Source organism: Lentimicrobiaceae bacterium (genome assembly GCA_023227965.1).
In the GTDB taxonomy this organism is placed as follows: Bacteria; Bacteroidota; Bacteroidia; order Bacteroidales; family JALOCA01; genus JALOCA01.
On record JALOCA010000017.1, the window covers coordinates 16,718 to 42,223 of the forward strand.

Below are 25,506 nucleotides of genomic sequence, written 5' to 3' on the forward strand. Positions count from 1 at the left end.
CATGCTAAATATTTCACTTCTTTCAAAAAAAAATAGCAAATAAAAAAAATAAATTAATATGCAACAAAAATAATCGGTATATATCTGTCTGAAGACGTTTTCCGGACAATCATGTCTGACCATTTCTGAAATTAACGGATTATTGATACCGTACCGATAAGAAAACTCCGGAAGTAGTATGAGAAAAAGAAGGGAAATTGTTAATACCAATAATAAAATTAATTTTTAAAAACTCACGGCTCATAACATAACACTAAAAAAATCTTTACTTTTACGCCAAAATACACTTTTATGGATACCCAACTCGAAAATAATCCCATCTTCGAAACATTGAAATCTAAAGCCAACCTGAAACTGGATGTATATGATGTTACCCTTGGCATTTTTAAAGATTTTAAAACGGTGGTAGCACAAATGGCTGAGGAATTCAGCATACAACGCACCTCTGAAGAAAGATATATTCCATTTGAATTCAAAGACAAAAGTGAATTTGAATTTGAGTTTCGTTTTGCCGGCGACGTACTTATTTTTATGATGCATACCAACATTTTTGAATTTTCACGCGAGCATGAAGTAATGCGTCTGCCATACATCCGAGACGATAAACATCGCTCCTATTGCGGCGTGATTCACATATATAATTTTCTCGCCGATTCGTTTAAATACAACCGGATGAACGACGTAGGTTATCTTATCGGACGGGTGTTTATCAATAAAGAAAAACACTATTTCATAGAAGGCAAACGCGAAATAGGCAGTTTGTATCCCAACTTTGCCACGGCTGTAATTGAAAACGGGAGCATCCGCAATCTTGTGGAAAAAGCTATGCTTTATACTCTTAATTTCGATTTACTTTCACCTCCCTACGAACAGGTAAAGGAAGTTACCCTGTACGAAATGCAGGCTGTACTCGATAATATGAAAATACGAACGGGGAAACGCCTCGGATTTCGCTTCCAATCCGACAAAGAAGAAACCATATAACAACATAAATTACGATATTAAAGATATCGAAAACAACATTAGTTATCATATTGCTATAATAAAACTACATATCGGAATGCTAATTTTTAATTCATTATATAAAACAGGGTAAAATAGCCCGGTGAACGAAAATGTATTAATTATATCGGCAAATTTCCAAAAACGAAACCTATGCATACCGATTATTCCCAAGCTAATCTCCCTATTAAAAGTTGGGCAGAGGACGACCGTCCTCGCGAAAAAATGTTACTAAAAGGCAAACAGGCACTCAGCAAAGCAGAATTCATTGCCATACTGTTGCGTTCTGGTAGCAGGAACGAATCGGCAGTAGAACTGGCAAAACGTATCCTGAACAGTGTAAACGACAGCATATCTGCACTTAGCAAACTTTCGGTAAAAGAGTTGATGAAATTCAAAGGAGTGGGCGAAGCCAAAGCCATTAGTATTGTTGCTGCCCTTGCCCTTGCCAAGTACATCAGCAGCGACGAAGTGCTGGAACGTAAAACTATACAGTCGAGTGGCGATGCTTTTGAAATCTTTCAAAGTCTGATAAATAATCCCAATTATGAAGAATTCTGGATACTGTTACTCGACCGTTCCAACAAAATTCTCCGTCCGGTATGTATCAGCGAAGGCGGAATGAGCGGTACGGTAGTTGACCCGAAAAAAATTTTCAAAATTGCCATTGATAACAATGCAACCTCGCTGATTGTTTGCCATAATCACCCTTCGGGTAACCTGCAACCCAGTGAAAGCGACATCAAGCTCACTAAAAAACTGAAAGAAGGCGGACAACTTCTGGATATTTCCATTCTCGACCACCTTATTCTTGGCGAAGAAAAATATCTTAGTTTTGCTGATGAAAATATATTTTAGGGATGTATAGAAATAAGAAAAACCTGACAGGATCGAATAAAAACGTAATTAAATGATAAAAATCTTAACGGTTATAGGCGCAAGACCACAAATCATTAAGGCGGCTGCACTGAGCAGGGCTATCCGCACCCATTTCAGTGAACGGATCATCGAAATTATCCTGCACACAGGACAACATTACGATGCCAACATGTCGGATGTATTTTTCAATGAGATGGGTATTCCTCAGCCGGATTATAACCTGGAAGTAGGCTCGATGAGCCATGCCAAACAAACTGCACGCATGATGGAAGGCATTGAAGAAGCCTTGCTGAAAGAAAAACCGGATTTTTGCATTTTATACGGCGACACCAACTCTACTCTTGCCGGCGCATTGGCTGCTGCCAAAATCCATACCCCGGTAATTCATGTCGAGGCAGGTTTGCGTTCGTTCAATAAAAGTATGCCCGAAGAAATCAACCGCATCTGCTGTGATCATGTTTCCACCCTGCTTTTTTCGCCTACCGAAACTGGTTATAACAACTTAATTAAGGAAGGGCTTCCCGTGGATAACCGCCCACCCTACTCTGCCGACAACCCTAAAATTTATCATTGCGGCGATGTGATGTACGACAACAGTTTGTATTTTGCCGGTATTGCCGAAAAAAAATCCACAATTCTACAAACATACCAACTCCAACCGGATAATTTTATCCTTTGCACCATCCATCGCGACAACAACACCGATCAACTTGAAAGGCTGAATACAATTTTCAATGCCATAAACAAGATTACCAGAGAAAACTGTATTCAAATAATTCTGCCCCTGCATCCACGTACCGCCAAACTACTGCCCATAAATCTACACGAATCACTTTACAACAAAATATCCCAAAACCCATATATCCATATTGTTTCTCCGGTATCTTTCCTCGACATGATTGTCCTCGAAAAAAATGCCTGTTTAATTTTAACCGATTCGGGCGGAGTGCAAAAAGAAGCCTATTATTTCCAAAAACCCTGCATCATTCTGCGACCTGAAACCGAATGGAAAGAGATAGTTAAAAACGGAGTGGCAATAGTTGCTAATGCTGATGAGGGAAAAATACTCAGGGCTTATGAATATTTTACAGAACAAAAAACTTTAACCTTTCCCCCGGTTTTCGGCGATGGCAAAGCCGCTGAGTTTATCTGCAACGAAATACTGAATTGCTCTACAACCCCGCTAACCAAGCTTTTTCAAAATAATTAAGGATGTATTGTTTTGTAGTCCAAATACATTACCTTTGTGAAAACAAACCATTTTCATGCCGATGAAAAATTTCCAGTATTTGTTAATTAGCAGTATTTTAATTACATACAGCCCGGTTATATACAGCTATTACCATGCTGGTTCAGGCTGGCATCCCAAAGCAGGTACGGATTATTTTCAACTACTGTGTCTTACAGCCCATGCTAATAACTTCAGTGATAATACCTACATTCATTTCATTCCTGATGCCACTGCCGGATTCGACAGTCAGTACGATGCATACAAATTACTTGGAGGCTACCCCGAAGTGCCTCAAATTTATACTACTGCTTACGGTATTCAACTTTCAATAAACACCCTACCTTCAGTAGAATCCAATCCGGTTATTCCGGTAGGATTATATGTTGGGCTATCAGGTAACTATACTATCAGTGCCTATGGCATGAATACTTTCTCACCCGAAGTTCCTATATGGTTGTATGATAATGTTACGCACTCGTGTATTAATCTGAGGGAAGATTCCCTTTATGCTTTTTCATATACTGCTGGAAGCAATGAAATGCGTTTCCAACTTTTTTTTGACGAAAGCATGCATATTTTGCCATCAAACAAACCATTAGAAACTGTATTTTACTCCGATGGGAAAATACACATCCGTTTTACCGGTGTTTTTTCTAAAGGGGAAGTCGAGATATTTGATATTACCGGAAAAATTATCGGGGAAAAAATAATTTACAATGCCTACCCCATTGAAATCAATGTACCGCAAGGGCTCTCCGTGTATATAGTACGTTTAACAACAAATAATGGATATACTACACGCACTCTCCTTTCAGGATACTAAATTTCAAACCTATTATATTTTCTTTGTCACATATTTTGCAGATTAAAAAAAAGTTTCTACTTTTGCACTCCATTTTAAATAATCTATTAATCTATTAATTAAACACATTACCCATGTTAAAACAGTATGAAACCGTTTTCATTATGACTCCCGTTTTATCTGAAGAACAGATGAAGGAAACGGTAAATAAATTTCAGAAAATTCTGAAAGACAAGGGGGCAGAAATTATTTTCGAAGACAACTGGGGATTACGCAAACTGGCGTACCCGATTCAAAAGAAAACTACCGGATTCTTTCACCTTATAGAGTACAAAGGCGAAGGAAACATTGTAGCCGATTTTGAATTAGCACTAAAACGCGAAGAACGTATAATCCGTTTTTTAACAGTAGCGTTGGATAAACACTCCATTGCTTATAACGAGAAAAAACGTTTGGCTAAAGCCAATAACGAAAAAAATACTGTCGCACAACAAGTTGAAATTTAATCTCTAATCTTCCAGAAAATGGCTACACAAGCAAATTCCGAAATAAAATATTTAACCCCGATTGCGGTTGATATTAAAAAGAAAAAATACTGTCGTTTTAAGAAAAGCGGCATTAAATATATTGATTACAAAGATGGTGACTTTCTGTTGAAATTTATCAACGAACAAGGCAAAATTCTGCCCCGCCGTATTACAGGTACATCCACAAAATACCAACGCAAAGTGGCACAAGCCATAAAACGCGCAAGGCATATCGCTTTATTACCTTATGTTGCTGACTTATTAAAATAAAAAGGAGAATTACACATGAAAGTGATCTTAAAAAAAGACGTTCCCAACTTAGGGTTTGCCAATGATATAATTAATGTAAAAGATGGATATGGTCGTAACTATCTTATTCCCCAAGGTTTTGCTATACTTGCTACTGAAGTTAATTTAAAAATTCATAGCGAAAACCTTAAACAAAAATCGTTCAAGGAAGAAAAAATTAAAAAAGAAGCAACTACCTTAGCCAAAGCTCTTGACAATATTACCGTAAAAATAGGTGCAAAAGCTGCCACTACCGGCAAAATTTTTGGTTCGGTTAATGCTATTCAAATTGCAGAAGCCATAAAGGAACAGTTCAACTACGAAATTGACCGTAAAAAAATCCATGTTGATGGTGAATCTATTAAGGAATTGGGGAACTATACTGCAAAAATCATACTCCACAAAGAAGTAAGCGCAATAATAAATTTTGAAGTATTTGCCGAATAAATTTTAAAAAAAAGTAATTTTTTATAATTTTAGTCCCGGTTTTTTTAATCGGGATTTTTTTATGCTTCCAGCCAACCAGATAAAATATATTAAATCACTTTCTGCAAATAAAGGCAGAAACATGCACAATTATTTTATAGCGGAAGGGATTAAAATTGTAAATGAATTAATTTTCAGCAATTTTTTTATTGATAAAATTTACTTAACTCCTTTGATTTACGAAAAATATTTTGATACTTATTCACAATTTAACATACAAATAGTTTCTATATCAGAAGCAGAAATGCAGAGAATAAGCCAGCAAACTACCCCGCCTGGAATACTCGCTTTGGTTAAAATACCTGATCCTGCTCCTTTGCCAACGGATTTTTCCTACTGCCCTGTCCTCGTTCTGGATGAAATAAAAGACCCAGGTAATTTAGGGACTATCATTCGCAGTGCCGACTGGTTTGGACTATCTGATATTATTTGCAGTGAAAACAGTGTTGATGTTTATAACCCTAAAGTTGTGCAGGCAACTATGGGCTCAGTGGCAAGAGTGCGTATACATTACACGCAACTCGACACATTTTTCGCAAGCCTGCCTTTCGGAATAAATATTTATGGAAGTTTCCTTAATGGCGAAAATATTTCTGCTATTAAACTTGATTTTAATGGAATAATAATAATTGGAAACGAATCGAGAGGTATATCCAATTTTCTTCTGCCATACATAACAAAAAAAATTAAAATTCCTTACGGCAATAGAAAAAATATTAGCGACAAAGCCGAATCGCTGAATGCATCTATTGCAACAGCTATCATTCTTTACGAATTTTGCAGACAAGGCTAAAAAGCAGCAGATTTTTATTGATGATTAAAATTTTTTTATTTTTAATTTAAAATTTTTTATAACTTTGTAAAGTTAATCTTTAAAATTTACAGCAGTGGAACAAACAGTAAGTAAAATTAATTATCACATTGAGGAACTCCTAAAACAGGAGAACTTGTCTGAAAGGACCAAAAATGTGTGCCTCGATGAAGGAATCGAAACGTTATTTAAAATTATAGCGTTCTACTTTAAAAACGGGGATTTCAAAATCATCCGTAACTGCGGCGAAAAAACCAACAAAGAACTTATTGGACTATCGCAAAAGTACATAGCTCTCTACACCCTCACCCCGGATATGCTGGGAAAGACTGACGAAGAAACTCCCTTTGATAAATTCAAGTTTTTCTGTTTCGACAGGTTTAACATTCCTTCCGATGTAATGGAATCTCTTAAAGTTGAATTTATTGACAGCCGGCTTCCTTTCTTCAAATTCATCAATATTCTTACAAATAATATTTTGAATGAAAGGGAATTATTTATATTCGAAAGTAATTCAGGCTTTTACAAAGGAAAGAAAAAGCAAACCCTACAACTAATTGGATCACAGTATTCCATTACTCGTGAACGCGTTCGTCAAATATCACAGCGCATTCCGTTAATGCTCGAATCAAGTCTTTTGCGTCTTTTCGATCATATAAAATTTATTAAAAATCATTTCTATTATAATCTTGAGGAAAAAGAAGACTATATCATCGTTTCTCCCCGTTTTTCCGATGCGATAAATCAGGTAGAAAACCTTGAGTACACAACACGTTTTTATGGTTTTGTCTTTTCTTTAATTTACAAAGACTCACACAAACTGTATTTTAACTCCAAGCATTATAAAAACTGCTACCTGATAAAAAATGAGTTTGCTGCACTTTTCGATTTCAATAAATTTTATAAAGATATCGAAACCAGGATACACACACGTAATGCTGCCAATTATCTGCTAAATATTGCCGATTTTATCCCCAACTTTTTAAAAACACAGGATGCAGATATTATTGCAAAGTTATTGCCCTTGTGCAAACGCATTGCTACTGATGAGTTTGGTTTGACTCTCGAAGAAAACAGTTCTGTAGTTGTTCCCCGAAATACTATGAAAAAACTTTCGGAATTCGTAATTGAAATTCTGGAAGATTTCAAACATCCTATGCACCTTACTGAAATTCGTCAGGAACTTGACCGTCGTACCATAAAATCTCCTCCCAATATTGAATCTCTTCGGTCATCAATTTTGAGCATTGGAGATATTGTTGCTATTGGTAAAACAAGTACTTATGCCCTTAAGGGCTGGGGATATGTTAAAACAGGTACCATAAAAAAACTTGTTTTTGAATACCTTAACCAATTCAACGAACCTAAACATATCAACGAAATCTCTGAATTTGTTAACCAATTCAGGGTTACCAATGATAAGAACATTCTCTCAAACCTCAAACTTGATAAAAACAACATTTTCATTTTCTTTAAACAAGGATATGTAGGTATTTCCAATAAAAATTACAAACTCGAAAACACCAATCTTGTTTAACCGGGTTTATTTTTGACAAATGCAATATTACTCAAACCATACAGGTATGGAAAAAAAATATTTTCTATACCTGTTTTTTTATTTTTTATTTTTTTCACCCTTACAAGTATTTAGCCAGGACATTTCCGGCAAGCCTGATTTAAATGCACTTTCCCCTGACCATATTTTTTCCGAAAATATCAAAACTTTTATTCTTCAACCCGAAGGAACACAATTTGCACTTCCCTTGATTACGCTAGGCTCCGACAACAAGTTAGAACTGAAATTTGATGAGTTAGGCATTGAAAACAAGCACTATAAATATAATTTTGTTTATTGCAATGCCGAATGGGATGCCACAGAACTTCCTGTTTCCGACTATATAAGCGGTTTCGCCGAAGGTGATATCACCCAGGTTACCTTTTCGAGAAATACGTTAATAGACTATTGCCATTATTCATTGCAATTTCCAGAACAGAGTACCCAATTTATTTTGCCGGGAAACTATTTGATTGTTGTGTATGCTGATGACACCAAAGACAAACCAATAATCATTGCACATTTTTATGTCGTGGAATCACAACTTACCATTGATGCCAAAGTACAACGGGCAACGCTGCTCGAAAACAGTAATACACATCAGGAAATAAGTTTTTCATTACATACTTCCAACTATCTTATTTCAAACCCCTATCAGAACCTTAAAATTTATATTTATCAGAACCAGCGTTTTGACAACAGAATTTCTGGTATTCAACCCCAAATGGTAGTTGGCAACACCATTGATTATACTTTTAATGAAGATATCTCTTTTGAGGGTGGAAACGAATTCAGAAATTTTGATACAAAAGATTTCAGATACCAAAGCCCGGGAACTCGTAAAATTGAAAAAGATAGCCTTTACATAATTACTTTGGCATCCGACAAGAAAAAACCCTTTCAAGTATATGAATCGCAGAAAGATATTAATGGAAATTTTTTGATTAAAAGCAATGATGCTTACGATAATGACACCGAAGCAGATTATTGCATAGTTGTTTTTACTTTACCAGCAGATGTTCCATACTTATCAGGAAATGTATATATTTTCGGTGGATTAACACAATGGCAATAACAAGAAAATGCAAAAATGCAATATAACGCAAAGGAAAAAGCCTACAAAGGAAATTTACTTCTCAAACAGGGTTATTATAATTACCAATATCTTTTTGTTGATACGGATGGAAAAGCAGGAACTGCTGCAATAGAAGGTAATCATTTTGAAACAGAAAATAATTATACAATTTTTGTATACTATAGAGAGCCAGGAAGTTATGCAGATAAGTTGATAGGATTTAAAAGTATTAACAATCTGTTTTAAAAACGAAATAACAAAGTCCGCTAAAAAAACACTGTTTTAATGACATTTTTATCAATTTAACTTCTAATATTTTAACAATTTGGCACTTGAATAGAAATACCCATTACGATTGGTTTAAAAACAAACAGGGATACTGCAATGCAGCGAAAATTTATACCATCCCGGTTAGTAAAAACAGGTACACCTGCTAACGAAAAACGCGACTCTTCATATAAATTGCGTTTTTTGTTGAATAAATCCTGGGTAGATAATTTTCGATTGCCTGTTATTTGGCAAAATTGATAGCTCTTGTTTCGCGGATTACGGTAATTTTTATCTGTCCCGGGTAAGTCATTTCACTCTGAATTTTTTTCGACAGATCAAAAGATAGCTGTGCTGCTTCGTTATCGTTGATTTTATCGGAAGCTACCATAACCCGCAATTCACGTCCTGCCTGGATGGCATACGTTTTAAGTACTCCGGGGTAAGATAAAGCAAGTTCTTCAAGGTGGTTTAATCGCTGAATATAAGCATCTACCACTTCCCTACGAGCTCCGGGACGTGCCCCTGAAATAGCATCACATGCCTGAACGATAGGAGCATACAACGAAATCATTTCCACTTCATCGTGGTGCGCTCCGATTGCATTGGAAATTTCAATCTTTTCCTTAAATTTTTCAGCGATTTTCATCCCTAAAATAGCATGTGGCAATTCAGGTTCATTATCAGGAACTTTACCAATATCATGCAGCAATCCTGCTCGTTTGGCTTTTTTAGGGTTCAAGCCCAGTTCAGCTGCCATAGTTGCGCAAAGATTAGCCACTTCTTTTGAATGCTGGAGTAGGTTTTGTCCATAGGAAGAACGGTATTTCATTTTTCCTATAAGACGTGTAAGTTCGTGATGCAAACCATGAATACCCAAATCAATGGAAATCCGTGTTCCTGTATCAATAATTTCCTGTTCAATCTGTTTTTTTGTTTTGGCTACGACTTCTTCAATTCGTGCAGGATGGATACGACCATCTGTTACCAGTTTGTGCAACGACAAACGGGCAATTTCTCTTCGTACCGGATCGAAGCCGGAAATAATAATTGCGTCAGGAGAATCGTCAATGATAACTTCTATTCCGGTAAGAGCTTCTAAAGTACGGATGTTTCTGCCTTCTCTCCCGATAATTCGCCCTTTCATTTCATCATTTTCGATATTGAAAACGGAAACAGTATTTTCAATAGCATTTTCGGTAGCTGTACGCTGAATAGTTTCTACAACAATTTTTTTAGCCTCCTGGTTGGCGGTAATTTTGGCTTCATCAATAATATCCTTAATAAGGGTTACCGCCTCTACTTTTGCATCATCTTTAAGACTATCTATAAGTTGTGCTTTAGCCTCAATAGCCGTGAGGCTAGCAATAGATTCGAGTTGTTCAATCTGTTTTTTGTGAAATTTGTCAAGCTCAGCCTGTTTTTTACTTATTACTTCGAGTTGTGTATTCAGATTGGCTTTAATGGTGTCTAATTCTTTTTGTTTGCGTTGAATTTCCTCCATTTTTTGCGAAATGGAGGCTTCTTTTTGTTTTATCCTGTTTTCAAATTTAAGCAGGTTGTTGTTTTTTTCGTTAATTATTTCTTCATGTTCACTTTTAAGCTGCAAAAAATTTTCTTTTGCCTGTAAAATTTTTTCCTTTTTAATTACCTCAGCTTTTTCTTCTGCATCACGTATAATGTGTGCGCTTTTTTGTTCTATAGCATTACGAATTAAATTATTAGTAACAAACCAGCTAATAATTGCTCCTGCTATTAAAGCGATAATAATAAAAATTATTTGTTCCATAGGTTTATATATTTATGATTGAATAATGGAGGAAGGAGCCTTAACAAAAAAAACCCGCATTAATTCAGGAGTTTTAGTAAACCCCAGTTAAACATGTATAGAGCTGCCAGATGTTTCGAACGTCCACTGTTCCCCTTTCGGTGAAACCCGAATAATCGGATTGAGGCCTGTCCTACCTATCAATGAGCTTAGCCCTAATGATTGTAGTGTTGAGTTTACAAACGTAGTTTGAATTAAATGCGGGTAAATTTTAATGTATTTTCAAAGAACACTAATCTTTTAAACAACGATATTTTCAGTGAGTATCCTGTCTATTTCCGTTAGTTTTGCTTCAAGATGATTTTCGTAAAATGTCAGTTGGCTTTCACCATTCACGGCTTCAGTAGCAAAATGTAACGAAGCCATTGCAAGCAAATCCTGTTTATCTTTAAAAGCGTAATTAACAGCATACTCATTTATTATTTTGTCTATCAGTTTAGTTGCTTTTCTTACCGTTTCTTCTTCTTCTCTTTTAACGGTTAACCGGTATTGCCGGTCAGCAATGGTAACTGATATACTTAGTTCATTCATAGGGTAAAATTCTCTTTTTATATCATTTGTTTAAAAGTCCTATGCATTTATCAATTTCCCGCACGAGTTCATTAATCTTGTACTTTTCGGCTAAGTTCTCCTTGCCTTTATTTAAAGTTTTAACTAATTTTAATGTAAATAATTTCTCTTCTAATTCTCGTATTTTACTATTTTGTTCTTCAATAGTTTGTTTTAAATTGTCAATGGCTTGGTTCAATTCTTTCTTTTCAACCTGAAGACTTTGCAAACGTTCTGTTAACTCCCTGACTTTATATTCTATACCAGCAATTAACTTATTAATACTCTTCATAGTTATCAATAATGGAATAAACCCCCTATTGTATTGCAAAGATAGTTTTTTATCTTAAATAACAAAATATTTTTTCCCGTCACAATGCTATAAAGAAAAGTTAAGTTGCCCTTATCTGCCATAAAATCTATTTTAAATTTTGTCAGTTAAAAATTTGTATCTTAGTAATCCATTTTTTAGTCATGCAATTTAACGAAGAATTTCTTCATTATCTGTGGAAATTCAGGCTTTTTACCTTTCCACTCAGCACCACTGCCGGCGAGTATATTACAGTAATTCACCCTGGAGAACTAAATACCGATGCAGGTCCTGATTTTTTTAACGCAAGAATCACCATCGGCAACACTACCTGGGCTGGCAATATTGAAATTCACATGCAATCGTCAGATTGGCTGAAACATGGGCATCAACATGATAATGCTTATCAGAGCACCATACTTCATATTGTTTACAATGATGATATTAGTGTAAAAAATTCTTTTGGCAACTGTATCCCTACTCTTGAAGTGAAGCACCGCATAGCACCTGCTCTTTTCGAAAATTACCAGGACTTAATGATGAGTCGCAGTGAAATAGCCTGTGGAAAACACATAGCACAAACCAAAGCAATTGTGTTGACAAATTGGCTTGAAAAATTATCTGCTACCCGGCTTGAAAAAAAAGTTACGATCCTACAGCAATCGTTTGAGCAAAATAAAAACAACTGGGAGGAAACATTTTACCAGGCACTGGCAAAAAATTTCGGAATAGGTGTGAATACACTCCCTTTCGAGATGTTAGCAAAATCTCTTCCGGTTAAATGCCTTGCCAAACACAAAGATAATCTTTTCCAGATTGAAGCGATGCTATTTGGGCAAGCCGGTTTTTTTGAAAAAAATTATAATGATAACTACCCAAAGCAATTGCAAAAAGAATACCGTTTTCTTTCCGAAAAATTTGCATTGCAGCCACTTGGGTTACATCTATGGCGTTTTTTACGGATACGTCCCGATAATTTTCCCACTTTGCGAATAGCACAGTTTGCTGCACTGGTTCATCAGTCTTCCGCACTTTTTTCCAAAATTACCACGATAGAAAGTATCCATGAAATAATTTCTTTATTTGATGTACATTGTTCCGACTATTGGAATACGCATTACATTTTTGATAAATGTGCTGCATACCGTACTAAATCGTTTGGGAAAAATGCTATTATCCTTTTAATTATTAATACAGTAATTCCTTTTCTATTTTTGTATGGAAAAGCAACAGGTAACCAAAATCTGGCAGAAAAGGCTTTCCAGATGCTTGAACAATTACCCCCCGAAAAGAATTCAATAACTAAAGAATTTGAAAACTTGGGAGTTAAAATTAATTCGGCATTACAAAGCCAAGCGTTACTCGAACTGAAGATTTGCTTTTGCAAGCAGAAAAAATGTCTTGATTGCAATATTGGTAATTTTTTATTACAACGTGAGCAGGAATTATAAAAAATTATAAATTGCAGAGGCAAATTTTCAAATTAAAAACCCATATCCGTTGAAGATATTTTTCGGTTTGCATAGCATAAAATCGGCAATAATCATTCTGGTTACAATTACTCCGATTGGAATTGCAGAATACTGTTTTATTGAGAATTCTTCTTTACAGCATACCGTCTACATTGCAGTAATCAGTCATTTTATTTCAATGAATTTGCCTAACACATTTCTTTTTAGGAACAATACAGTTAAATCCTTAATATAGAATAAAATGTTAAAAAATATATTTGCACTAAAGCCATTAAATCAACTAATGGAAGAAAGTCGGGAAAATGGTCATGGATTAAAACGGACACTCACTCGGCTTAATTTGATTACTCTTGGTATTGGAGCTATTATCGGTGCCGGAATTTTTGTAATTACCGGTCAGGCATCGGCACAGTATGCCGGACCCGCCATCGTTATTTCCTTTTTAATTTCAGGACTTGCGTGTGCTTTTGCCGGCTTGTGTTATGCTGAATTTGCATCTATGATTCCCATTGCAGGTAGTGCCTATACTTATGGATATGCTACCTTGGGCGAGTTTTTTGCATGGATAATCGGCTGGGATTTAATTCTGGAATACTTATTTGCCGCTGCCACAGTTTCGGTAGGATGGTCGGGGTATATGGTAAGTTTTTTAAAGGATTTTAATATCATCATTCCGCCTGAATTTATGGCAGCTACAGGGGCAAAATTGTATAATATCCCTAATATGGGCTGGACAACATTATCCTCGTTGCCGAAAGAAACTTTATCAATATTAAATCTGGAGACTCTTCCACACGCAACTGCAATTATAAACCTTCCTGCCATGTTTATCATCTTTTCCCTGGTATGTCTGTTGGTAATAGGCATTCGCGAATCTGCTAATTTTAATAATATTATGGTTATTGTAAAAGTGTCGGTAATTATTTTATTTATTTGTCTTGGGATTGCTTTTGTAAAAGCCGGAAATTGGCATCCGTTTATTCCAAAGAATACCGGGACCTGGGGGCATTTTGGATGGAGCGGAATATTCAGGGGTGCAGGGGTTATCTTTTTCGCCTACATTGGGTTTGATGCCGTTTCTACTGCAGCACAGGAATCTAAAAATCCACAGAAAGATATGCCATGGGGCATTCTTGGCTCGTTATCGGTTTCAACAGTTTTATACATTTTAGTTGCTATTGTTTTAACCGGCGTGGTAAGTTATACACAATTAAATGTTGCCGACCCAGTAGCAGTGGGAGTAAATGCAATGGGAAATAGCATGTTTTGGCTTCGTCCGATTATTAAAATTGCCGCTATTGCCGGTTTGAGTTCGGTAATCCTGGTGATGCTGATGGGGCAGCCGAGGATTTTTTATTCCATGTCAAGAGACGGTTTGCTTCCGCCCGTTTTTTCTCATATTCACCGTAAATTCAAAACGCCTTATGTAAGCACTATCATCACCGGGTCAGTAGCCATTGTACTTGCCGGTATTTTGCCTATCGGGATTTTAGGCGAACTGGTTTCCATCGGTACATTGCTTGCTTTTGTAATTGTCTGTGTGGGAATTATTTTCTTACGATACAAAAAACCGGACATACATCGTCCGTTCAAAACGCCATTCGTTCCGGTAATACCTGCTTTGGGTGCGCTGATTTGTCTTTTACAGATGGTAGCCCTGCCCTTAGGCACTTGGATGCGTTTAATTATCTGGATGCTATTGGGCTTTATAATTTATTTTACTTATGGAAGGCATCATAGCAAATTAAATAATAACAATTTGTAATGACATTTTAGAACTATACACTATGAAAAATCAGCCTGCATTAAAGAAAAGTCTGAATCTGTTTGATTCTACGGCATTGGTCATCGGTTCGATGATAGGTTCTGGCATTTTTATTGTCAGTGCCGATATGTCGCGTACCCTGGGTTCCCCGGGATGGTTAATGGTAGCCTGGATAATCACGGGCTTTCTCACCATTTTTGCAGCCATCAGCTATGGCGAACTGGCATCACTGATGCCCCAGGCAGGTGGTCAATATGTTTATCTTCGCGAAGCCTACAACCCTCTTTTTGGATTTCTGTACGGCTGGACACTTTTTCTTGTAATACAAACAGGCACTATTGCTGCAGTAGCTATGGCATTTGCCAAATTTTTCGGGGTACTTGTCCCCTGGTTTTCCGAAAATAACATTTTAATATCCATGGGAAGTATTAAAATAAATTATGCCCAGTTACTGGCGGTTACAAGTATTGTCCTGCTCACATGGATTAATACAAAGGGAATTAAAACAGGAAAATACATTCAAAATGGATTCACAGGAATAAAAACCATTGTTTTACTTCTTTTTATCCTCATCGGGTTATTTTTTGCCACTAACAATGGTGCAGTAAAAGCCAATTTTTCGATCTTGTGGGATGCCCAGCAATATAGCGGAAATCAATTTGTATCCTTAACCGGATTTGCTGTTATTGTCGCAATCGGCACTGCCATGGTGGGTTCACTCTTTACTTCGGTAACTTGGGAAAATCTTACTTTTACTTCTGGTGAAGTAATAAATCCTAAACGTAATGTGCCTTTAGGTCTATTTTTTGGAACCCTCATCGTAACTGCTATTTACTTGTTAGCTAATCTTGTTTATTTGAACATTTTGCCTTTGCGGGGAAATATAGAAGGTACCACGGCTTTTGAAAGAGGAATGCAGTTTGCAACCAACGACAGGCTTGCCACTGCATCTATGGAAAGTGTTTTTGGGCAGTATGCGGCTGTTATAATGGCTGTTTTTATCGTAATCTCCACTTTTGGATGTAATAACGGTCAGGTACTGGCAGGAGCAAGGGTATATTATGCTATGGCTGGCGACGGTTTGTTTTTTAAGAAAGTAGGGAAGCTGAATGCAAAAGGTGTTCCGGCTGCCGGATTGATTACTCAGGGTATTTGGGCTTCATTACTATGTTTTTCAGGAACATATAGCCAGTTGCTTGATTATGTAGTATTTGCCGTTCTTATCTTTTATGTTCTCACCATTACAGCAATTTTCGTGCTCCGAATCAGAAAGCCCCATGCAGAACGACCCTACAAAGCATTCGGCTATCCGGTGATTCCCGCAATATATATTTTAATTTCCATTCTTATAATGATTATTCTTCTCATTTATAAGCCCGATTATACTTGGCCTGGTTTAATTATCGTACTCATGGGAGTTCCGGTTTATTATATCTGGAAAAAAGGAAAAACAAATACATCATCATTAAAGTCCTGAAAAAGGTAGTAACTCTCTTCAAAATTCGGGTAAGACATTGTCAAAATATTAATAATCAATTATTTTATTTTAATAAATTGAATATCACATATTTAAAGTTTCACAATATCAGTTTTTTTACATAGTAAGTATTTTTTATTTTTGCAATCTGCTTCAATGCCGGGTGGGTTTCGCAACTATAATCAAAGTAACATATAATTAATTTTAAATCCAGAATGCAACATATTTCCAGATTTTTATTATGGTTAATGGGATGGAAAATTGTAGGGGAACTTCCTGATAATATAAAAAAGTGCGTAATCATCATGGCACCCCATACCAGTAATATTGATTATTTTATTGGAATCTTGGGGTTTACAGTCCTCAGACTCAAGGTGCGAATTTTAATTAAAAAAGAAGCTTTCATTTTTCCTTTTGGCTATCTACTAAAAAAAACGGGTTGTATTCCGGTAAAAAGAGGAAAAGTAAACCATCTGATAGAAATATCCACTGAATTATTTAATAAAAATCATTCGCTTATTTTGGTAATAACACCTGAAGGCACAAGAGGTTATAACCCTATATGGAAAAAAGGGTTTTATCACATTTCCACTAATGCCAAGGTTCCCATTGTATTGGGGTACCTCGATTATGCCAGTAAAACAGGGGGTTTGGGCGAAATTCTTTATCCTTCAGGAAATTTTCAAAATGATTTCCACAAAATTGAAGAATTCTACAGAACCAAAACTGCCCGGCATCCTGAAAAATTTAATCTTTCTTCAGCGAATACACGACAAAACTGAACGAATATTCACTTTTTCCCAACGAATATACATCGGCTTAGAATTAACCTTTTTTTCTTTTTAATTTTGCCAAACAAATAAAATCACAGGGCAAAGACTGTATTTACTAATTTTGTCCATCTTAAAAAAATAAAAAAATGACAGAAAAACAATACAGTTTCGGATTGATAGGTGCTGCCGGTTATATCGCGCCCCGGCACATGAAAGCCATCAAGGAAACTGGCAACAATTTGGTAGCTGCCCTCGATAAATTCGACTGCGTAGGTATAATGGACAGCTATTTTCCTCAGGCTTCTTTTTTTACGGAATCCGAACGTTTTGACCGTCATTTGGATAAACTTCGCCGTAAGGGAGAAGGTAAAGTTGACTTTGTAAGTATCTGCTCCCCAAATTACCTTCACGATGCCCATATACGACTTGCATTACGTAACGAAGCCCATGCAATTTGCGAAAAGCCCTTAGTATTAAATCCATGGAATGTGGATGCATTAAACCAGATAGAAAAGGAAACGGGCAAAAAAATCTTTAACATCCTGCAACTTCGCCTCCATCCAGCCCTGCTTGAACTAAAGCAAAAAATCGAAAATGGACCCAAGGATAAAGTCTATGATGTCGATTTAAGCTATATTACAAGCCGTGGCAAATGGTATTTTATTTCCTGGAAAGGCGATAGCGCAAAATCGGGTGGCATAGCTACCAATATTGGTATCCATTTTTTCGACATGCTCATCTGGATCTTTGGCAAGGTTAAACAAAGCATCGTCCATCTAAGCCAGCCCGATAAAGCCGGAGGTTATATTGATCTGGAACATGCCCGCGTCCGTTGGTTTTTGAGTGTGGATTATGAAAATATACCCGCAGAGATCAAACAGAAAGGACAACGTACCTATCGCTCCATCACTGTGGATGGTAAAGAAATTGAGTTTAGCGGAGGCTTTACCGAATTGCACACCGAATCGTATAAACAAATAATCAATGGCAACGGTTTCGGACTGGAACATGCCCGCCCATGCATCGAGATGGCTTATGAAATTCGTAATACCCAACCCATAGGGCGTATTGGTGAATACCACCCACTATTAGGAATTAAGTGATTTAATTATAAGTTATTGGTTAATCATTTATAGTTTAAAACAAAAAGTGAAATTTTTTATTATTTAAAAATCTTATCACTTTAAAAGCTTTATAAACCATACAAATATGTCTATCTCTTCTAAACAATGGCTTGCTCTTTACACCCGCTCACGTTGGGAAAAAAAAGTTTTTAAGCTGTTAACGGAAGGCGGGCATGAAGCGTTCCTCCCCCTTCGCAGAGAAAAAAGACAATGGAAAGACAGAAAAAAATGGGTGGAAGAGCCATTGATACGTTCATACATTTTTGTAAATACAGGAAAAAAAGAATATTATGATATTTTAAACACTCCCGGAGCAGTTTGTTACATCTTTTTTGAAGGCAAACCAGCACCAATTCGCGAAGAACAAATCCTTTTCCTTAAATCTATTAACGAAAACCCTCTCTCTGAATTTGAAGTTACTTCCAATAATTTCCAAAAAGGAGACCTGCTTACGATTACATCAGGCGCTTTTTCAGGATTTGAAGGTGAACTCATAGAATATAGAGGGAGAAAAAAAGTACTTATCCGTCTCGAACAGTTGGGAAAAGCAATTCTGATAACCATCCCTATACAGTATATTTCCATTTTAAACAAATAAATATAATGATAAGATATTGAATCAATAACATAAATTAATAAAAAAATTATAAAAAATTTACGTAACTGATGTGTTTGTAATAAAAAAAGTTTATACCTTTGAGTAATAATATTACTCAATAACGCTAAAATTACTAACAATCTTTCAATCAATAATATAAGTTATTAATTCATCTATTCTATGTTAGATGCACTGATCATATCGAAAACAAGGATAAAATTGCTGATGAAGTTTTTTCTGAACAGTGCCACATCTTCTTATTTGCGCGACCTTGAATCCGATTTTCAGGAATCCACTAATGCTATTCGGATTGAATTAAACCGGTTTGAAAAAGCAGGATTGCTTACTTCTTCTTTTTCAGGCAATAAAAAAATGTTTTTTGCCAATACCCGGCATCCCCTTTTTAATGATATCCATCGTATCATTATTAAGCATGTTGGAATTGATACTGTAACGGAAGAAATCATTAACAAGTTGGGAGGATTAAAAAAAGTGTACCTTACCGGTAGTTTTTCGAGGGGAATTGATAGCCATATCATTGATATAGTACTGATTGGAGAAGATATTGATAAAAATTATCTATTGACACTGGTAGAAAAAGCCGAAAAGCTTATCCACCGCAAAATACGATATATGCTGATGTTACCTGAGGAATATGAAGACTTCCGGGAAGAAGAACCCGAAGCCTTTCTCCTTTGGGAAATGTAATTTTTTTCTTTGGAAGGCAATTACAATACAATTTAATACCAATAGGTTACATGTATTATTGTAACTGAGAGGGCGAAGCTGTGCTTAGGCGGGATGAGGAGTTCAGAGCAAGGAACAGAATAGATTTTAATTAAAATTAAAATAAATAGTATGGCAACGGCAGCAAATTAACTAAGTACTAAACGGAGATATTGAATGCTTACGAAAATTTGTTAGGCTAAGATTCAGGAAGAAAAACAGGAAAGCCCGAAAGAAACCAAACATGCAGAAGCAAAGCAAGCCTCCGGAAATGTTGCCTCCTCATTATCAGAAGAAAACATTCTTAAAGGGATTGCCAATCTAAAATTGGATATTCCTCGTTCACTCGATACGCTTGAAAAATCACTTGTTGAAGAGCACAAAAAATTATCATCTCTGAAGGAAGCCACCGCAAACGAAAAACAATCTCTGGAAAACCTTTACGGAATTGTAGCCGAAACCGATTCGTTGGCTGCATTACTCCAGGCACAAAAAGAAAAGAAAGAAGCTTTTGACAAAAAATTAAGCGAAAAAAAGGAAGCTTTCGACAAGGAAATATCAGAAAAGCGTCAAAGTTGGGATAAAGAAAAGACAATTCATGAATTAACGCTGAAAGAGGAAAAAGAAAAAACAGCAAAAGAACGTAAACGCGAAGAGGAGAAATATACCTATACCCTTACGATAAAACGTAAGAAAGACGAAGATACCTATAATGAAAAAAATCAGCTTTGGATAAAGCGCTGGTTGAAAAACAGCAAACTTTTGATAAGGAATACAAGGAACGGGAACAGACTATTCTTGCAAAAGAGACAGAGTATTCCGAATTAAAGATAAAAGTCGAAAAGTTTCCGGATAAACTTCAGAAAGCCATTAAACAAAGCGAAAAAGAAGTTACCGACCGTCTTACTTCCCAGTTTAAGTTTGAAAAAGAGGTTTTGCAAAAGGACTATTCTTCTGAAGTGAAATTGAAGGAACAACAGATATTAGCGCTGGAAAACAAGATAAAAGACCTTGAAATACAACTTAAGCAAGCAATGGCTAAAACAGAAACCCCTGAAAAGAACCTGAAAGATGTGGTAATGAAAACCATCGAACAAGGTAGCCGGATTGCTTTTGTTGACAAGCCTCATACGAAGGAAACAGATTGAAAAATCATCCGCCAATTACGCTATTTTTCGCGGATAAATTAGTTTCAATCAATAAATTATAATTATAAAATTAGTTTAATTTGTGTAATTCGCGGACAAAAAAATAATTTGTTGATCAAAATAATCTGCGGATCAATCTGCAAGAATCTGTGGACTGAAGCCAATGAAGCTACATATTGGATTTTATTATTGCGTGATTCGGATTATATAACTTCAATAACGGCTACCGACCTATTATCCGACAACTTAGAGATAACCAAAATATTCACAGCAAGCATCAATATCGCAGAAAGAACTAATAAATAACAGCATAAAACAAACAGTGAAATTCTTCACTATTCATAATTAAATTTACTTTGCATGTCAATTTCTGAAGTTAAACTTATAAACCTTCCAAAATTTGAAGACCCACGTGGTAATCTGACATTTATTGAGCAGGAAAAGCACATACCATTTAAAATCAAACGGGTTTATTGGATCTACGACGTTCCAGGTGGACAAACCCGTGGTGGTCATGCTTTTAAAGAGCAACAGGAAATTGTGGTTGCCCTTTCCGGTAGTTTTGACGTGGAAATTCATGATGGAATTACTGAAAAGCGCTTCCATTTAAATCGTTCTTATTTCGGATTGTATATTCCCCAGAAACTTTGGCGTTTTATGGATAATTTCAGTACCAACTCTGTTGCCTTAGTTCTTTCTTCGACTTTTTATCAAGAAGATGACTACATCATGGATTATGAATCATTTAAATCTTTTAAAAAGCCATGAAAAAAGTAAATGTTTTTGATTGTTCTGTAGTTGAGTTACCAAGAAATATACATAGAAATGGAAATATTAGTATTGCGGAAAATTTAAAAAATTTACCATTTGAAATTAAACGAGTATTTTACATTTATGATATTCCAGGTGGGGAAGATAGAGGAGCACATGCCCATAAAATATGTCATCAGTTTTTAATTGCTGCAAGTGGTAGTTTTGAAATAGAATTAGATGATGGCATAAATAAAAGAACTATCGTATTAAATCGTCCATATTTCGGTCTACATATACCACCTGGGATTTGGGCTGCTGAAAAATCATTTTCTTCTGGTGCAGTTTGTTTGGTACTTACTTCCGAAGTATATCAGGATTTTGATTATATCCGAAGCCATGATGACTTTATTAACTACATTAAATTATTAAAATGAATTTACCTTCAGATTTTACTTTTGAAAAATATGGATTACAATTAAGATTCGTAAACGAAAATGATGCAGAATTCATTGTCAAACTTAGAACAAATCCAAAATTAGGTCGTTTTATACATTCAACATCTTCTGATATAGAGTTGCAAAAAAAATGGATTCGTGATTATAAACAAAGAGAATCCGAAGGCAAAGATTATTATTTTATTTTTTTCAAAGGAGGCCAACCAGTTGGCTTGAACAGAATATATCACATTGAAGAAGACCGATTTACAAGTGGAAGCTGGGTGTTTGAGCAAAATGCAGCTTTTGAATGTTCTATTGCTTCAGCCCTGATTGTAAGAATTATCGCTTTCGATATTCTTGGAAAAGAAATAGAATTTGGGGTAGAAGGATGCCATGTTGATAACAAGAAAGTTATTAAATTTAATTTAATGATTGGATTGAAAATCAAGGGTACAAGAATCGAAGAAAATGGAGAATATTACACATTCAACCTAACAAAACAAGATTTCGAAAAAAATAAACCCAAAATTGAAAGGTTAATAGGTTTTACTAATATTTAGTTAATTATGAAAGCATTTATTTTTCCAGGACAAGGTTGCCAAAAAGAAGGTATGGGTAGAGACTTATACGACCATTTTCTAAAGGCAAAAGAAATGTTCGAATATGCTAACGAACTACTTGGAAGGCGAATTTCTGATGTAATGTTTTTTGGCAATGAATTAGATTTAATGGAAACAAAAAACACACAGCCATCTGTATTTTTATATGAAGTTATTCTGGCTTTAACACAAAAAGAAATCATTCCGGATGTTGTCGCAGGACATTCTTTAGGTGAATTTGCTGCACTTGTAGTAAATGGAACTCTTAGTTTTGAAGATGGTCTTAATTTAGTTTTGAATCGTGCTTTAATCGCACAAAAAGTTTGTGAAAAATTTGATACTGCTATGGGTGCAGTAATTGGCTTTACTGATGAATACATTACACGTCGTATCAAAGAAATTTCTGAAGAAACAGGTGAACCTATTTACTTTGCTAATTATAACGGACCAGGACAAGTAGTAATAACCGGTTCTAAAAAAGGGATTAGAACAGCCTGTAAAGCATTCAAAAATGAAGGTGCAAAAAAGGCAATACCTCTTGCTATAAGCGGATCATTTCATTCTCCTTACATGGAAGAAGCAAGAATTGAATTAGGAGAAATAATAAAAAATACAAACTTCAGTAAACCCAAATGCCCAATTTATCAATGCGTTGATGCAAAGCCTCATACTGAACCTTTAGAAATCAAAAACAACCTTATTGAACATATCACTCACCCCGTTTTGTGGACATTGATGCTCCAAAATATGGAGGCAGATTGTGTTAAGGAATTCTACGAAGTTGGTACTGACGATACACTCCAGAAAATAGTAGCACGCATGTGTCCTGACAAAATAGTAACTTCTCTTTTGAACATCTCTACATATAGTAGTAAAATCAACAATTATTCACTTTAACACTTAATGATTATGGAACTAAATGATTTTGTACAAGTATTTGCCAGACAGTTTGATGACACTCCGGCAGAAGAATTTACTCCTTCAACAGTTTTCAAGGAAATTGAAGAATGGGGATCCTTAGTTGCACTTTCTGTCATTGCTATGATAGATGAAGAATTTGAAAAAAGGGTAACAGGTGCAGATCTAAGAGGGGTAAGTACCATTGAAGATTTGTATAATCTAATTCAAAAAAAGTAACAAATTAAAATAGAGGTCATAATCATTGACCTCTATTTTTTAATTTTAAATCAAACGTTATGTCATTTTTAAGTGTTAAGAATGTAAAAATTAAGGGAATGGCTGCTTGTGTTCCCGAAAGAGTAGAAGAAAACAAAGACTATACTCTTTTACCAAAAGAAGAAATTGAAAAGTATATTCAAACTACAGGAGTTGAACGTCGCCATTGTGCAGTTCACGATGGTTCAATTTGTACATCTGATTTATGTCAAAAAGCAGCTGAAAAATTGATTGCCGATCTCGGTTGGGACAAGTCAGAAATTGGATTGCTAATTTTTGTTTCACATACCACCGACTATAAATTGCCTGCTACTGCCTGTGTAATACAAGATAAAATGGGTTTGCCAACATCTTGTTTAGCTTTTGACATAACACTTGGCTGTTCCGGTTTCCTTCTTGGTTTAGGCACCATAGGAAGTATATTACAGTGTGGCACCATTAAAAAGGCTTTATTGATGGTGGGAAACACACAATCAGTATATGCAAGTTATGAAGACAGAAGTATGTACCTCTTACTTGGTGATGCCGGCACAGTAACAGCATTGGAATATTCTCAAGAAGATTCTGATACTATGGATTTTCATTATTTGACTGACGGCTCAGGCAGAGCTTCGGTAATTGTTCCGGATGGAGGATGCAGAAATCCAGTAAATGAAAAATCATTTATAATGGAAGATTTTGGCGATGGAATAAAACGTACACGACTTCATGAAAAAATGGATGGGGTTGAAGTATTTTCCTATGCAATGTCAAATGTTCCAAAGAGCGTATTCCAACTTAAAAAACAATTTCCTTACGACGACGAAAGCATTGATTATTTGCTACTTCACCAAGCTAATAAATATCTATGTGAGAAATTACGGAAAAAATTAAATTTTCCCGCAGAAAAAGTACCCTACAATATTAATGAGTTTGGTAATACAAGTGGGGCAACTATTCCTCTGTTAATGGTAACAAATTTAGGAAAAAAGCTACAGGAAAACAAATTGGACTTGTTAATGACTACAATTGGGGTCGGATATTCAATTAGTTCTGCGAGAATTAATATGGGCAAAATTATTTGCCCTGAACTTATGTATTTATAATTTTTTTATTATGTTTAATCCTTTTTCGCTAAACGGTAAAATAATTCTTGTTACCGGTGCTTCTTCTGGTATAGGAGAAAGCATAGCTATTGAAAGCTCTAAAATGGGTGCGGATATTATTATAACCGGACGAAATGCCGAAAGGTTAAATGCAACTTTTAGCCAATTGTCAGGTATAAATAATGCTCAGATAATTAGTGATTTAACAAAATCAGAAGATATTGATTCATTAATCGGACAATTACCACCTTTGGATGGACTTGTATTAAATGCAGGTATTTTGAAAACAATGCCTGTTAAAAACGTTACAAATTCAGCAATTTCTGAAGTTTTTAATACTAACATAATTTCATCAATTCAATTAGTACAAAAACTCTTGAAAATCAAAAAAATCAAAAAAAACGCCTCAATTGTTTTTATTTCATCAATATCTTCTTTTAGTGTAAAAATTGGGAACTCTTTATACTCTGCTACTAAAGGAGCTATCAACTCTTTTATGAAAGTTTTAGCTCTTGAATTAGCTCCTCAAAAAATAACTGTAAATAGCATTCAACCAGGATTTATAAAAACTCGAGCTTTGAGTAGTGGTATTATTACAGATGAACAACTTGAAGAACATTTTAAAATTTATCCCCTCGGAATTGGAAAACCCTCTGATATAGCTTATGCTTGCATTTATCTTTTATCGGATGCCGCAGAATGGGTTACCGGCAGTATTTTTACAATTGATGGTGGGGTTACAACTAATGGTGGACATTAAAAT

General features: G+C 35.6%; 30 protein-coding genes. 27 read left to right on the forward strand and 3 right to left on the reverse strand.

What is annotated here, in order from left to right; translation table 11 throughout:
* Nucleotides 1-291 precede the first annotated feature (291 nt).
* From M0R21_07260 to M0R21_07310, 11 genes are all read left to right on the forward strand, one after another.
* Nucleotides 292-984, forward strand: a complete 693-nt coding sequence (locus M0R21_07260; protein ID MCK9617620.1) for a hypothetical protein — start codon at nucleotides 292-294, stop codon at nucleotides 982-984.
* A gap of 171 nt (nucleotides 985-1,155) precedes the next feature.
* The gene (radC, locus tag M0R21_07265) at nucleotides 1,156-1,860 is read left to right on the forward strand and encodes a DNA repair protein RadC (protein ID MCK9617621.1); all 705 of its coding nucleotides are present in this window, start codon (nucleotides 1,156-1,158) and stop codon (nucleotides 1,858-1,860) included.
* 52 nt (nucleotides 1,861-1,912) lie between these two features.
* Nucleotides 1,913-3,091 carry a UDP-N-acetylglucosamine 2-epimerase (non-hydrolyzing) gene (gene wecB / locus M0R21_07270; GenBank protein ID MCK9617622.1) on the forward strand — a complete coding sequence of 393 codons (1,179 nt, stop codon included), beginning with the start codon at nucleotides 1,913-1,915 and terminating at the stop codon, nucleotides 3,089-3,091.
* Nucleotides 3,092-3,152: 61 nt separating this feature from the next.
* A complete protein-coding gene (locus M0R21_07275) occupies nucleotides 3,153-3,935 on the forward strand; it encodes a T9SS type A sorting domain-containing protein (GenBank protein ID MCK9617623.1) in 783 nt (260 codons plus the stop codon).
* 113 nt (nucleotides 3,936-4,048) lie between these two features.
* Nucleotides 4,049-4,420 (forward strand): 30S ribosomal protein S6, encoded by a 372-nt coding sequence (gene rpsF, locus M0R21_07280; protein MCK9617624.1) that lies wholly within the window; start codon nucleotides 4,049-4,051, stop codon nucleotides 4,418-4,420.
* Nucleotides 4,421-4,438: 18 nt separating this feature from the next.
* Nucleotides 4,439-4,711: a 30S ribosomal protein S18 gene (gene rpsR / locus M0R21_07285; GenBank protein ID MCK9617625.1), complete on the forward strand. Its 273-nt coding sequence runs from the start codon at nucleotides 4,439-4,441 to the stop codon at nucleotides 4,709-4,711.
* A gap of 15 nt (nucleotides 4,712-4,726) precedes the next feature.
* Nucleotides 4,727-5,176: a 50S ribosomal protein L9 gene (rplI, locus tag M0R21_07290; protein MCK9617626.1), complete on the forward strand. Its 450-nt coding sequence runs from the start codon at nucleotides 4,727-4,729 to the stop codon at nucleotides 5,174-5,176.
* A 61-nt stretch (nucleotides 5,177-5,237) separates the two neighbouring features.
* The gene (locus M0R21_07295) at nucleotides 5,238-6,008 is read left to right on the forward strand and encodes an RNA methyltransferase (protein ID MCK9617627.1); all 771 of its coding nucleotides are present in this window, start codon (nucleotides 5,238-5,240) and stop codon (nucleotides 6,006-6,008) included.
* Nucleotides 6,009-6,162: 154 nt separating this feature from the next.
* Nucleotides 6,163-7,563, forward strand: coding sequence for a hypothetical protein (locus M0R21_07300; protein ID MCK9617628.1), 1,401 nt, complete (start codon nucleotides 6,163-6,165; stop codon nucleotides 7,561-7,563).
* A gap of 46 nt (nucleotides 7,564-7,609) precedes the next feature.
* A complete protein-coding gene (locus M0R21_07305) occupies nucleotides 7,610-8,656 on the forward strand; it encodes a DUF5103 domain-containing protein (protein ID MCK9617629.1) in 1,047 nt (348 codons plus the stop codon).
* 15 nt (nucleotides 8,657-8,671) lie between these two features.
* Nucleotides 8,672-8,902, forward strand: a complete 231-nt coding sequence (locus tag M0R21_07310; GenBank protein MCK9617630.1) for a hypothetical protein — start codon at nucleotides 8,672-8,674, stop codon at nucleotides 8,900-8,902.
* Between the two features lie 265 nt (nucleotides 8,903-9,167).
* On the opposite strand, the gene rny is transcribed toward M0R21_07310, so the two are convergent.
* The 3 genes from rny to M0R21_07325 form a co-directional block, all read right to left on the reverse strand.
* Entirely contained in the window at nucleotides 9,168-10,712 is a 1,545-nt protein-coding gene (gene rny / locus M0R21_07315) for a ribonuclease Y (GenBank protein ID MCK9617631.1), read from the reverse strand.
* A 279-nt stretch (nucleotides 10,713-10,991) separates the two neighbouring features.
* Nucleotides 10,992-11,282: a cell division protein ZapA gene (locus M0R21_07320; protein ID MCK9617632.1), complete on the reverse strand. Its 291-nt coding sequence runs from the start codon at nucleotides 11,280-11,282 to the stop codon at nucleotides 10,992-10,994.
* 22 nt (nucleotides 11,283-11,304) lie between these two features.
* Entirely contained in the window at nucleotides 11,305-11,592 is a 288-nt protein-coding gene (locus tag M0R21_07325) for a hypothetical protein (GenBank protein ID MCK9617633.1), read from the reverse strand.
* A 182-nt stretch (nucleotides 11,593-11,774) separates the two neighbouring features.
* Between M0R21_07325 and M0R21_07330 the strand changes: the two genes are divergently transcribed.
* The 16 genes from M0R21_07330 to M0R21_07405 all read left to right on the forward strand — a co-directional run bounded on the left by M0R21_07330 (nucleotide 11,775) and on the right by M0R21_07405 (nucleotide 25,503).
* Entirely contained in the window at nucleotides 11,775-13,061 is a 1,287-nt protein-coding gene (locus M0R21_07330) for a DUF2851 family protein (GenBank protein ID MCK9617634.1), read from the forward strand.
* Nucleotides 13,062-13,323: 262 nt separating this feature from the next.
* Nucleotides 13,324-14,847 carry an amino acid permease gene (locus M0R21_07335; GenBank protein ID MCK9617635.1) on the forward strand — a complete coding sequence of 508 codons (1,524 nt, stop codon included), beginning with the start codon at nucleotides 13,324-13,326 and terminating at the stop codon, nucleotides 14,845-14,847.
* Nucleotides 14,848-14,869: 22 nt separating this feature from the next.
* On the forward strand, nucleotides 14,870-16,324 hold the full coding sequence (locus M0R21_07340; GenBank protein MCK9617636.1) for an amino acid permease: 1,455 nt from the start codon (nucleotides 14,870-14,872) through the stop codon (nucleotides 16,322-16,324).
* 305 nt (nucleotides 16,325-16,629) lie between these two features.
* On the forward strand, nucleotides 16,630-17,106 hold the full coding sequence (locus tag M0R21_07345; protein ID MCK9617637.1) for a 1-acyl-sn-glycerol-3-phosphate acyltransferase: 477 nt from the start codon (nucleotides 16,630-16,632) through the stop codon (nucleotides 17,104-17,106).
* Between the two features lie 137 nt (nucleotides 17,107-17,243).
* On the forward strand, nucleotides 17,244-18,200 hold the full coding sequence (locus tag M0R21_07350; GenBank protein ID MCK9617638.1) for a Gfo/Idh/MocA family oxidoreductase: 957 nt from the start codon (nucleotides 17,244-17,246) through the stop codon (nucleotides 18,198-18,200).
* A 106-nt stretch (nucleotides 18,201-18,306) separates the two neighbouring features.
* Nucleotides 18,307-18,819, forward strand: a complete 513-nt coding sequence (locus M0R21_07355; protein MCK9617639.1) for a UpxY family transcription antiterminator — start codon at nucleotides 18,307-18,309, stop codon at nucleotides 18,817-18,819.
* Between the two features lie 225 nt (nucleotides 18,820-19,044).
* Nucleotides 19,045-19,527: an ArsR family transcriptional regulator gene (locus M0R21_07360; GenBank protein ID MCK9617640.1), complete on the forward strand. Its 483-nt coding sequence runs from the start codon at nucleotides 19,045-19,047 to the stop codon at nucleotides 19,525-19,527.
* Between the two features lie 345 nt (nucleotides 19,528-19,872).
* Nucleotides 19,873-20,373: a hypothetical protein gene (locus M0R21_07365; GenBank protein ID MCK9617641.1), complete on the forward strand. Its 501-nt coding sequence runs from the start codon at nucleotides 19,873-19,875 to the stop codon at nucleotides 20,371-20,373.
* Complete coding sequence (locus M0R21_07370) at nucleotides 20,274-20,693, forward strand: hypothetical protein (protein ID MCK9617642.1); 420 nt, start codon at nucleotides 20,274-20,276, stop codon at nucleotides 20,691-20,693. Before M0R21_07365 ends, M0R21_07370 begins: the two co-directional genes overlap by 100 nt.
* A gap of 360 nt (nucleotides 20,694-21,053) precedes the next feature.
* A complete protein-coding gene (locus M0R21_07375) occupies nucleotides 21,054-21,461 on the forward strand; it encodes an FdtA/QdtA family cupin domain-containing protein (protein ID MCK9617643.1) in 408 nt (135 codons plus the stop codon).
* A complete protein-coding gene (locus M0R21_07380; GenBank protein MCK9617644.1) occupies nucleotides 21,458-21,880 on the forward strand; it encodes an FdtA/QdtA family cupin domain-containing protein in 423 nt (140 codons plus the stop codon). Before M0R21_07375 ends, M0R21_07380 begins: the two co-directional genes overlap by 4 nt.
* Nucleotides 21,877-22,443, forward strand: coding sequence for a GNAT family N-acetyltransferase (locus M0R21_07385; protein MCK9617645.1), 567 nt, complete (start codon nucleotides 21,877-21,879; stop codon nucleotides 22,441-22,443). The genes M0R21_07380 and M0R21_07385 overlap by 4 nt, the downstream gene beginning before the upstream one ends.
* 6 nt (nucleotides 22,444-22,449) lie before the next feature.
* Nucleotides 22,450-23,379 (forward strand): ACP S-malonyltransferase, encoded by a 930-nt coding sequence (fabD, locus tag M0R21_07390; protein MCK9617646.1) that lies wholly within the window; start codon nucleotides 22,450-22,452, stop codon nucleotides 23,377-23,379.
* A 12-nt stretch (nucleotides 23,380-23,391) separates the two neighbouring features.
* Nucleotides 23,392-23,619: a phosphopantetheine-binding protein gene (locus tag M0R21_07395; protein MCK9617647.1), complete on the forward strand. Its 228-nt coding sequence runs from the start codon at nucleotides 23,392-23,394 to the stop codon at nucleotides 23,617-23,619.
* 59 nt (nucleotides 23,620-23,678) lie between these two features.
* Complete coding sequence (locus M0R21_07400) at nucleotides 23,679-24,743, forward strand: ketoacyl-ACP synthase III (protein MCK9617648.1); 1,065 nt, start codon at nucleotides 23,679-23,681, stop codon at nucleotides 24,741-24,743.
* Nucleotides 24,744-24,753: 10 nt separating this feature from the next.
* Nucleotides 24,754-25,503, forward strand: coding sequence for an SDR family oxidoreductase (locus M0R21_07405; GenBank protein MCK9617649.1), 750 nt, complete (start codon nucleotides 24,754-24,756; stop codon nucleotides 25,501-25,503).
* Nucleotides 25,504-25,506 lie beyond the last annotated feature (3 nt).

What these genes read in the sequence shown, in the direction of transcription:
- rny (MCK9617631.1), bottom strand. Translation starts at nt 10,712, where the DNA reads ATGGAACAAATAATTTTTATTATTATCGCTTTAATAGCAGGAGCAATT.
- M0R21_07400 (MCK9617648.1), top strand. Translation starts at nt 23,679, where the DNA reads ATGTCATTTTTAAGTGTTAAGAATGTAAAAATTAAGGGAATGGCTGCT.
- M0R21_07380 (MCK9617644.1), top strand. Translation starts at nt 21,458, where the DNA reads ATGAAAAAAGTAAATGTTTTTGATTGTTCTGTAGTTGAGTTACCAAGA.
- wecB (MCK9617622.1), top strand. Translation starts at nt 1,913, where the DNA reads ATGATAAAAATCTTAACGGTTATAGGCGCAAGACCACAAATCATTAAG.
- M0R21_07385 (MCK9617645.1), top strand. Translation starts at nt 21,877, where the DNA reads ATGAATTTACCTTCAGATTTTACTTTTGAAAAATATGGATTACAATTA.
- M0R21_07295 (MCK9617627.1), top strand. Translation starts at nt 5,238, where the DNA reads ATGCTTCCAGCCAACCAGATAAAATATATTAAATCACTTTCTGCAAAT.
- M0R21_07335 (MCK9617635.1), top strand. Translation starts at nt 13,324, where the DNA reads ATGTTAAAAAATATATTTGCACTAAAGCCATTAAATCAACTAATGGAA.
- M0R21_07260 (MCK9617620.1), top strand. Translation starts at nt 292, where the DNA reads ATGGATACCCAACTCGAAAATAATCCCATCTTCGAAACATTGAAATCT.
- M0R21_07305 (MCK9617629.1), top strand. Translation starts at nt 7,610, where the DNA reads ATGGAAAAAAAATATTTTCTATACCTGTTTTTTTATTTTTTATTTTTT.
- M0R21_07375 (MCK9617643.1), top strand. Translation starts at nt 21,054, where the DNA reads ATGTCAATTTCTGAAGTTAAACTTATAAACCTTCCAAAATTTGAAGAC.
- M0R21_07325 (MCK9617633.1), bottom strand. Translation starts at nt 11,592, where the DNA reads ATGAAGAGTATTAATAAGTTAATTGCTGGTATAGAATATAAAGTCAGG.
- radC (MCK9617621.1), top strand. Translation starts at nt 1,156, where the DNA reads ATGCATACCGATTATTCCCAAGCTAATCTCCCTATTAAAAGTTGGGCA.
- M0R21_07360 (MCK9617640.1), top strand. Translation starts at nt 19,045, where the DNA reads ATGAAGTTTTTTCTGAACAGTGCCACATCTTCTTATTTGCGCGACCTT.
- M0R21_07340 (MCK9617636.1), top strand. Translation starts at nt 14,870, where the DNA reads ATGAAAAATCAGCCTGCATTAAAGAAAAGTCTGAATCTGTTTGATTCT.
- M0R21_07395 (MCK9617647.1), top strand. Translation starts at nt 23,392, where the DNA reads ATGGAACTAAATGATTTTGTACAAGTATTTGCCAGACAGTTTGATGAC.
- rpsF (MCK9617624.1), top strand. Translation starts at nt 4,049, where the DNA reads ATGTTAAAACAGTATGAAACCGTTTTCATTATGACTCCCGTTTTATCT.
- fabD (MCK9617646.1), top strand. Translation starts at nt 22,450, where the DNA reads ATGAAAGCATTTATTTTTCCAGGACAAGGTTGCCAAAAAGAAGGTATG.
- rpsR (MCK9617625.1), top strand. Translation starts at nt 4,439, where the DNA reads ATGGCTACACAAGCAAATTCCGAAATAAAATATTTAACCCCGATTGCG.
- M0R21_07310 (MCK9617630.1), top strand. Translation starts at nt 8,672, where the DNA reads ATGCAATATAACGCAAAGGAAAAAGCCTACAAAGGAAATTTACTTCTC.
- M0R21_07345 (MCK9617637.1), top strand. Translation starts at nt 16,630, where the DNA reads ATGGCACCCCATACCAGTAATATTGATTATTTTATTGGAATCTTGGGG.
- M0R21_07320 (MCK9617632.1), bottom strand. Translation starts at nt 11,282, where the DNA reads ATGAATGAACTAAGTATATCAGTTACCATTGCTGACCGGCAATACCGG.
- M0R21_07355 (MCK9617639.1), top strand. Translation starts at nt 18,307, where the DNA reads ATGTCTATCTCTTCTAAACAATGGCTTGCTCTTTACACCCGCTCACGT.
- M0R21_07275 (MCK9617623.1), top strand. Translation starts at nt 3,153, where the DNA reads ATGAAAAATTTCCAGTATTTGTTAATTAGCAGTATTTTAATTACATAC.
- M0R21_07350 (MCK9617638.1), top strand. Translation starts at nt 17,244, where the DNA reads ATGACAGAAAAACAATACAGTTTCGGATTGATAGGTGCTGCCGGTTAT.
- M0R21_07405 (MCK9617649.1), top strand. Translation starts at nt 24,754, where the DNA reads ATGTTTAATCCTTTTTCGCTAAACGGTAAAATAATTCTTGTTACCGGT.
- rplI (MCK9617626.1), top strand. Translation starts at nt 4,727, where the DNA reads ATGAAAGTGATCTTAAAAAAAGACGTTCCCAACTTAGGGTTTGCCAAT.
- M0R21_07330 (MCK9617634.1), top strand. Translation starts at nt 11,775, where the DNA reads ATGCAATTTAACGAAGAATTTCTTCATTATCTGTGGAAATTCAGGCTT.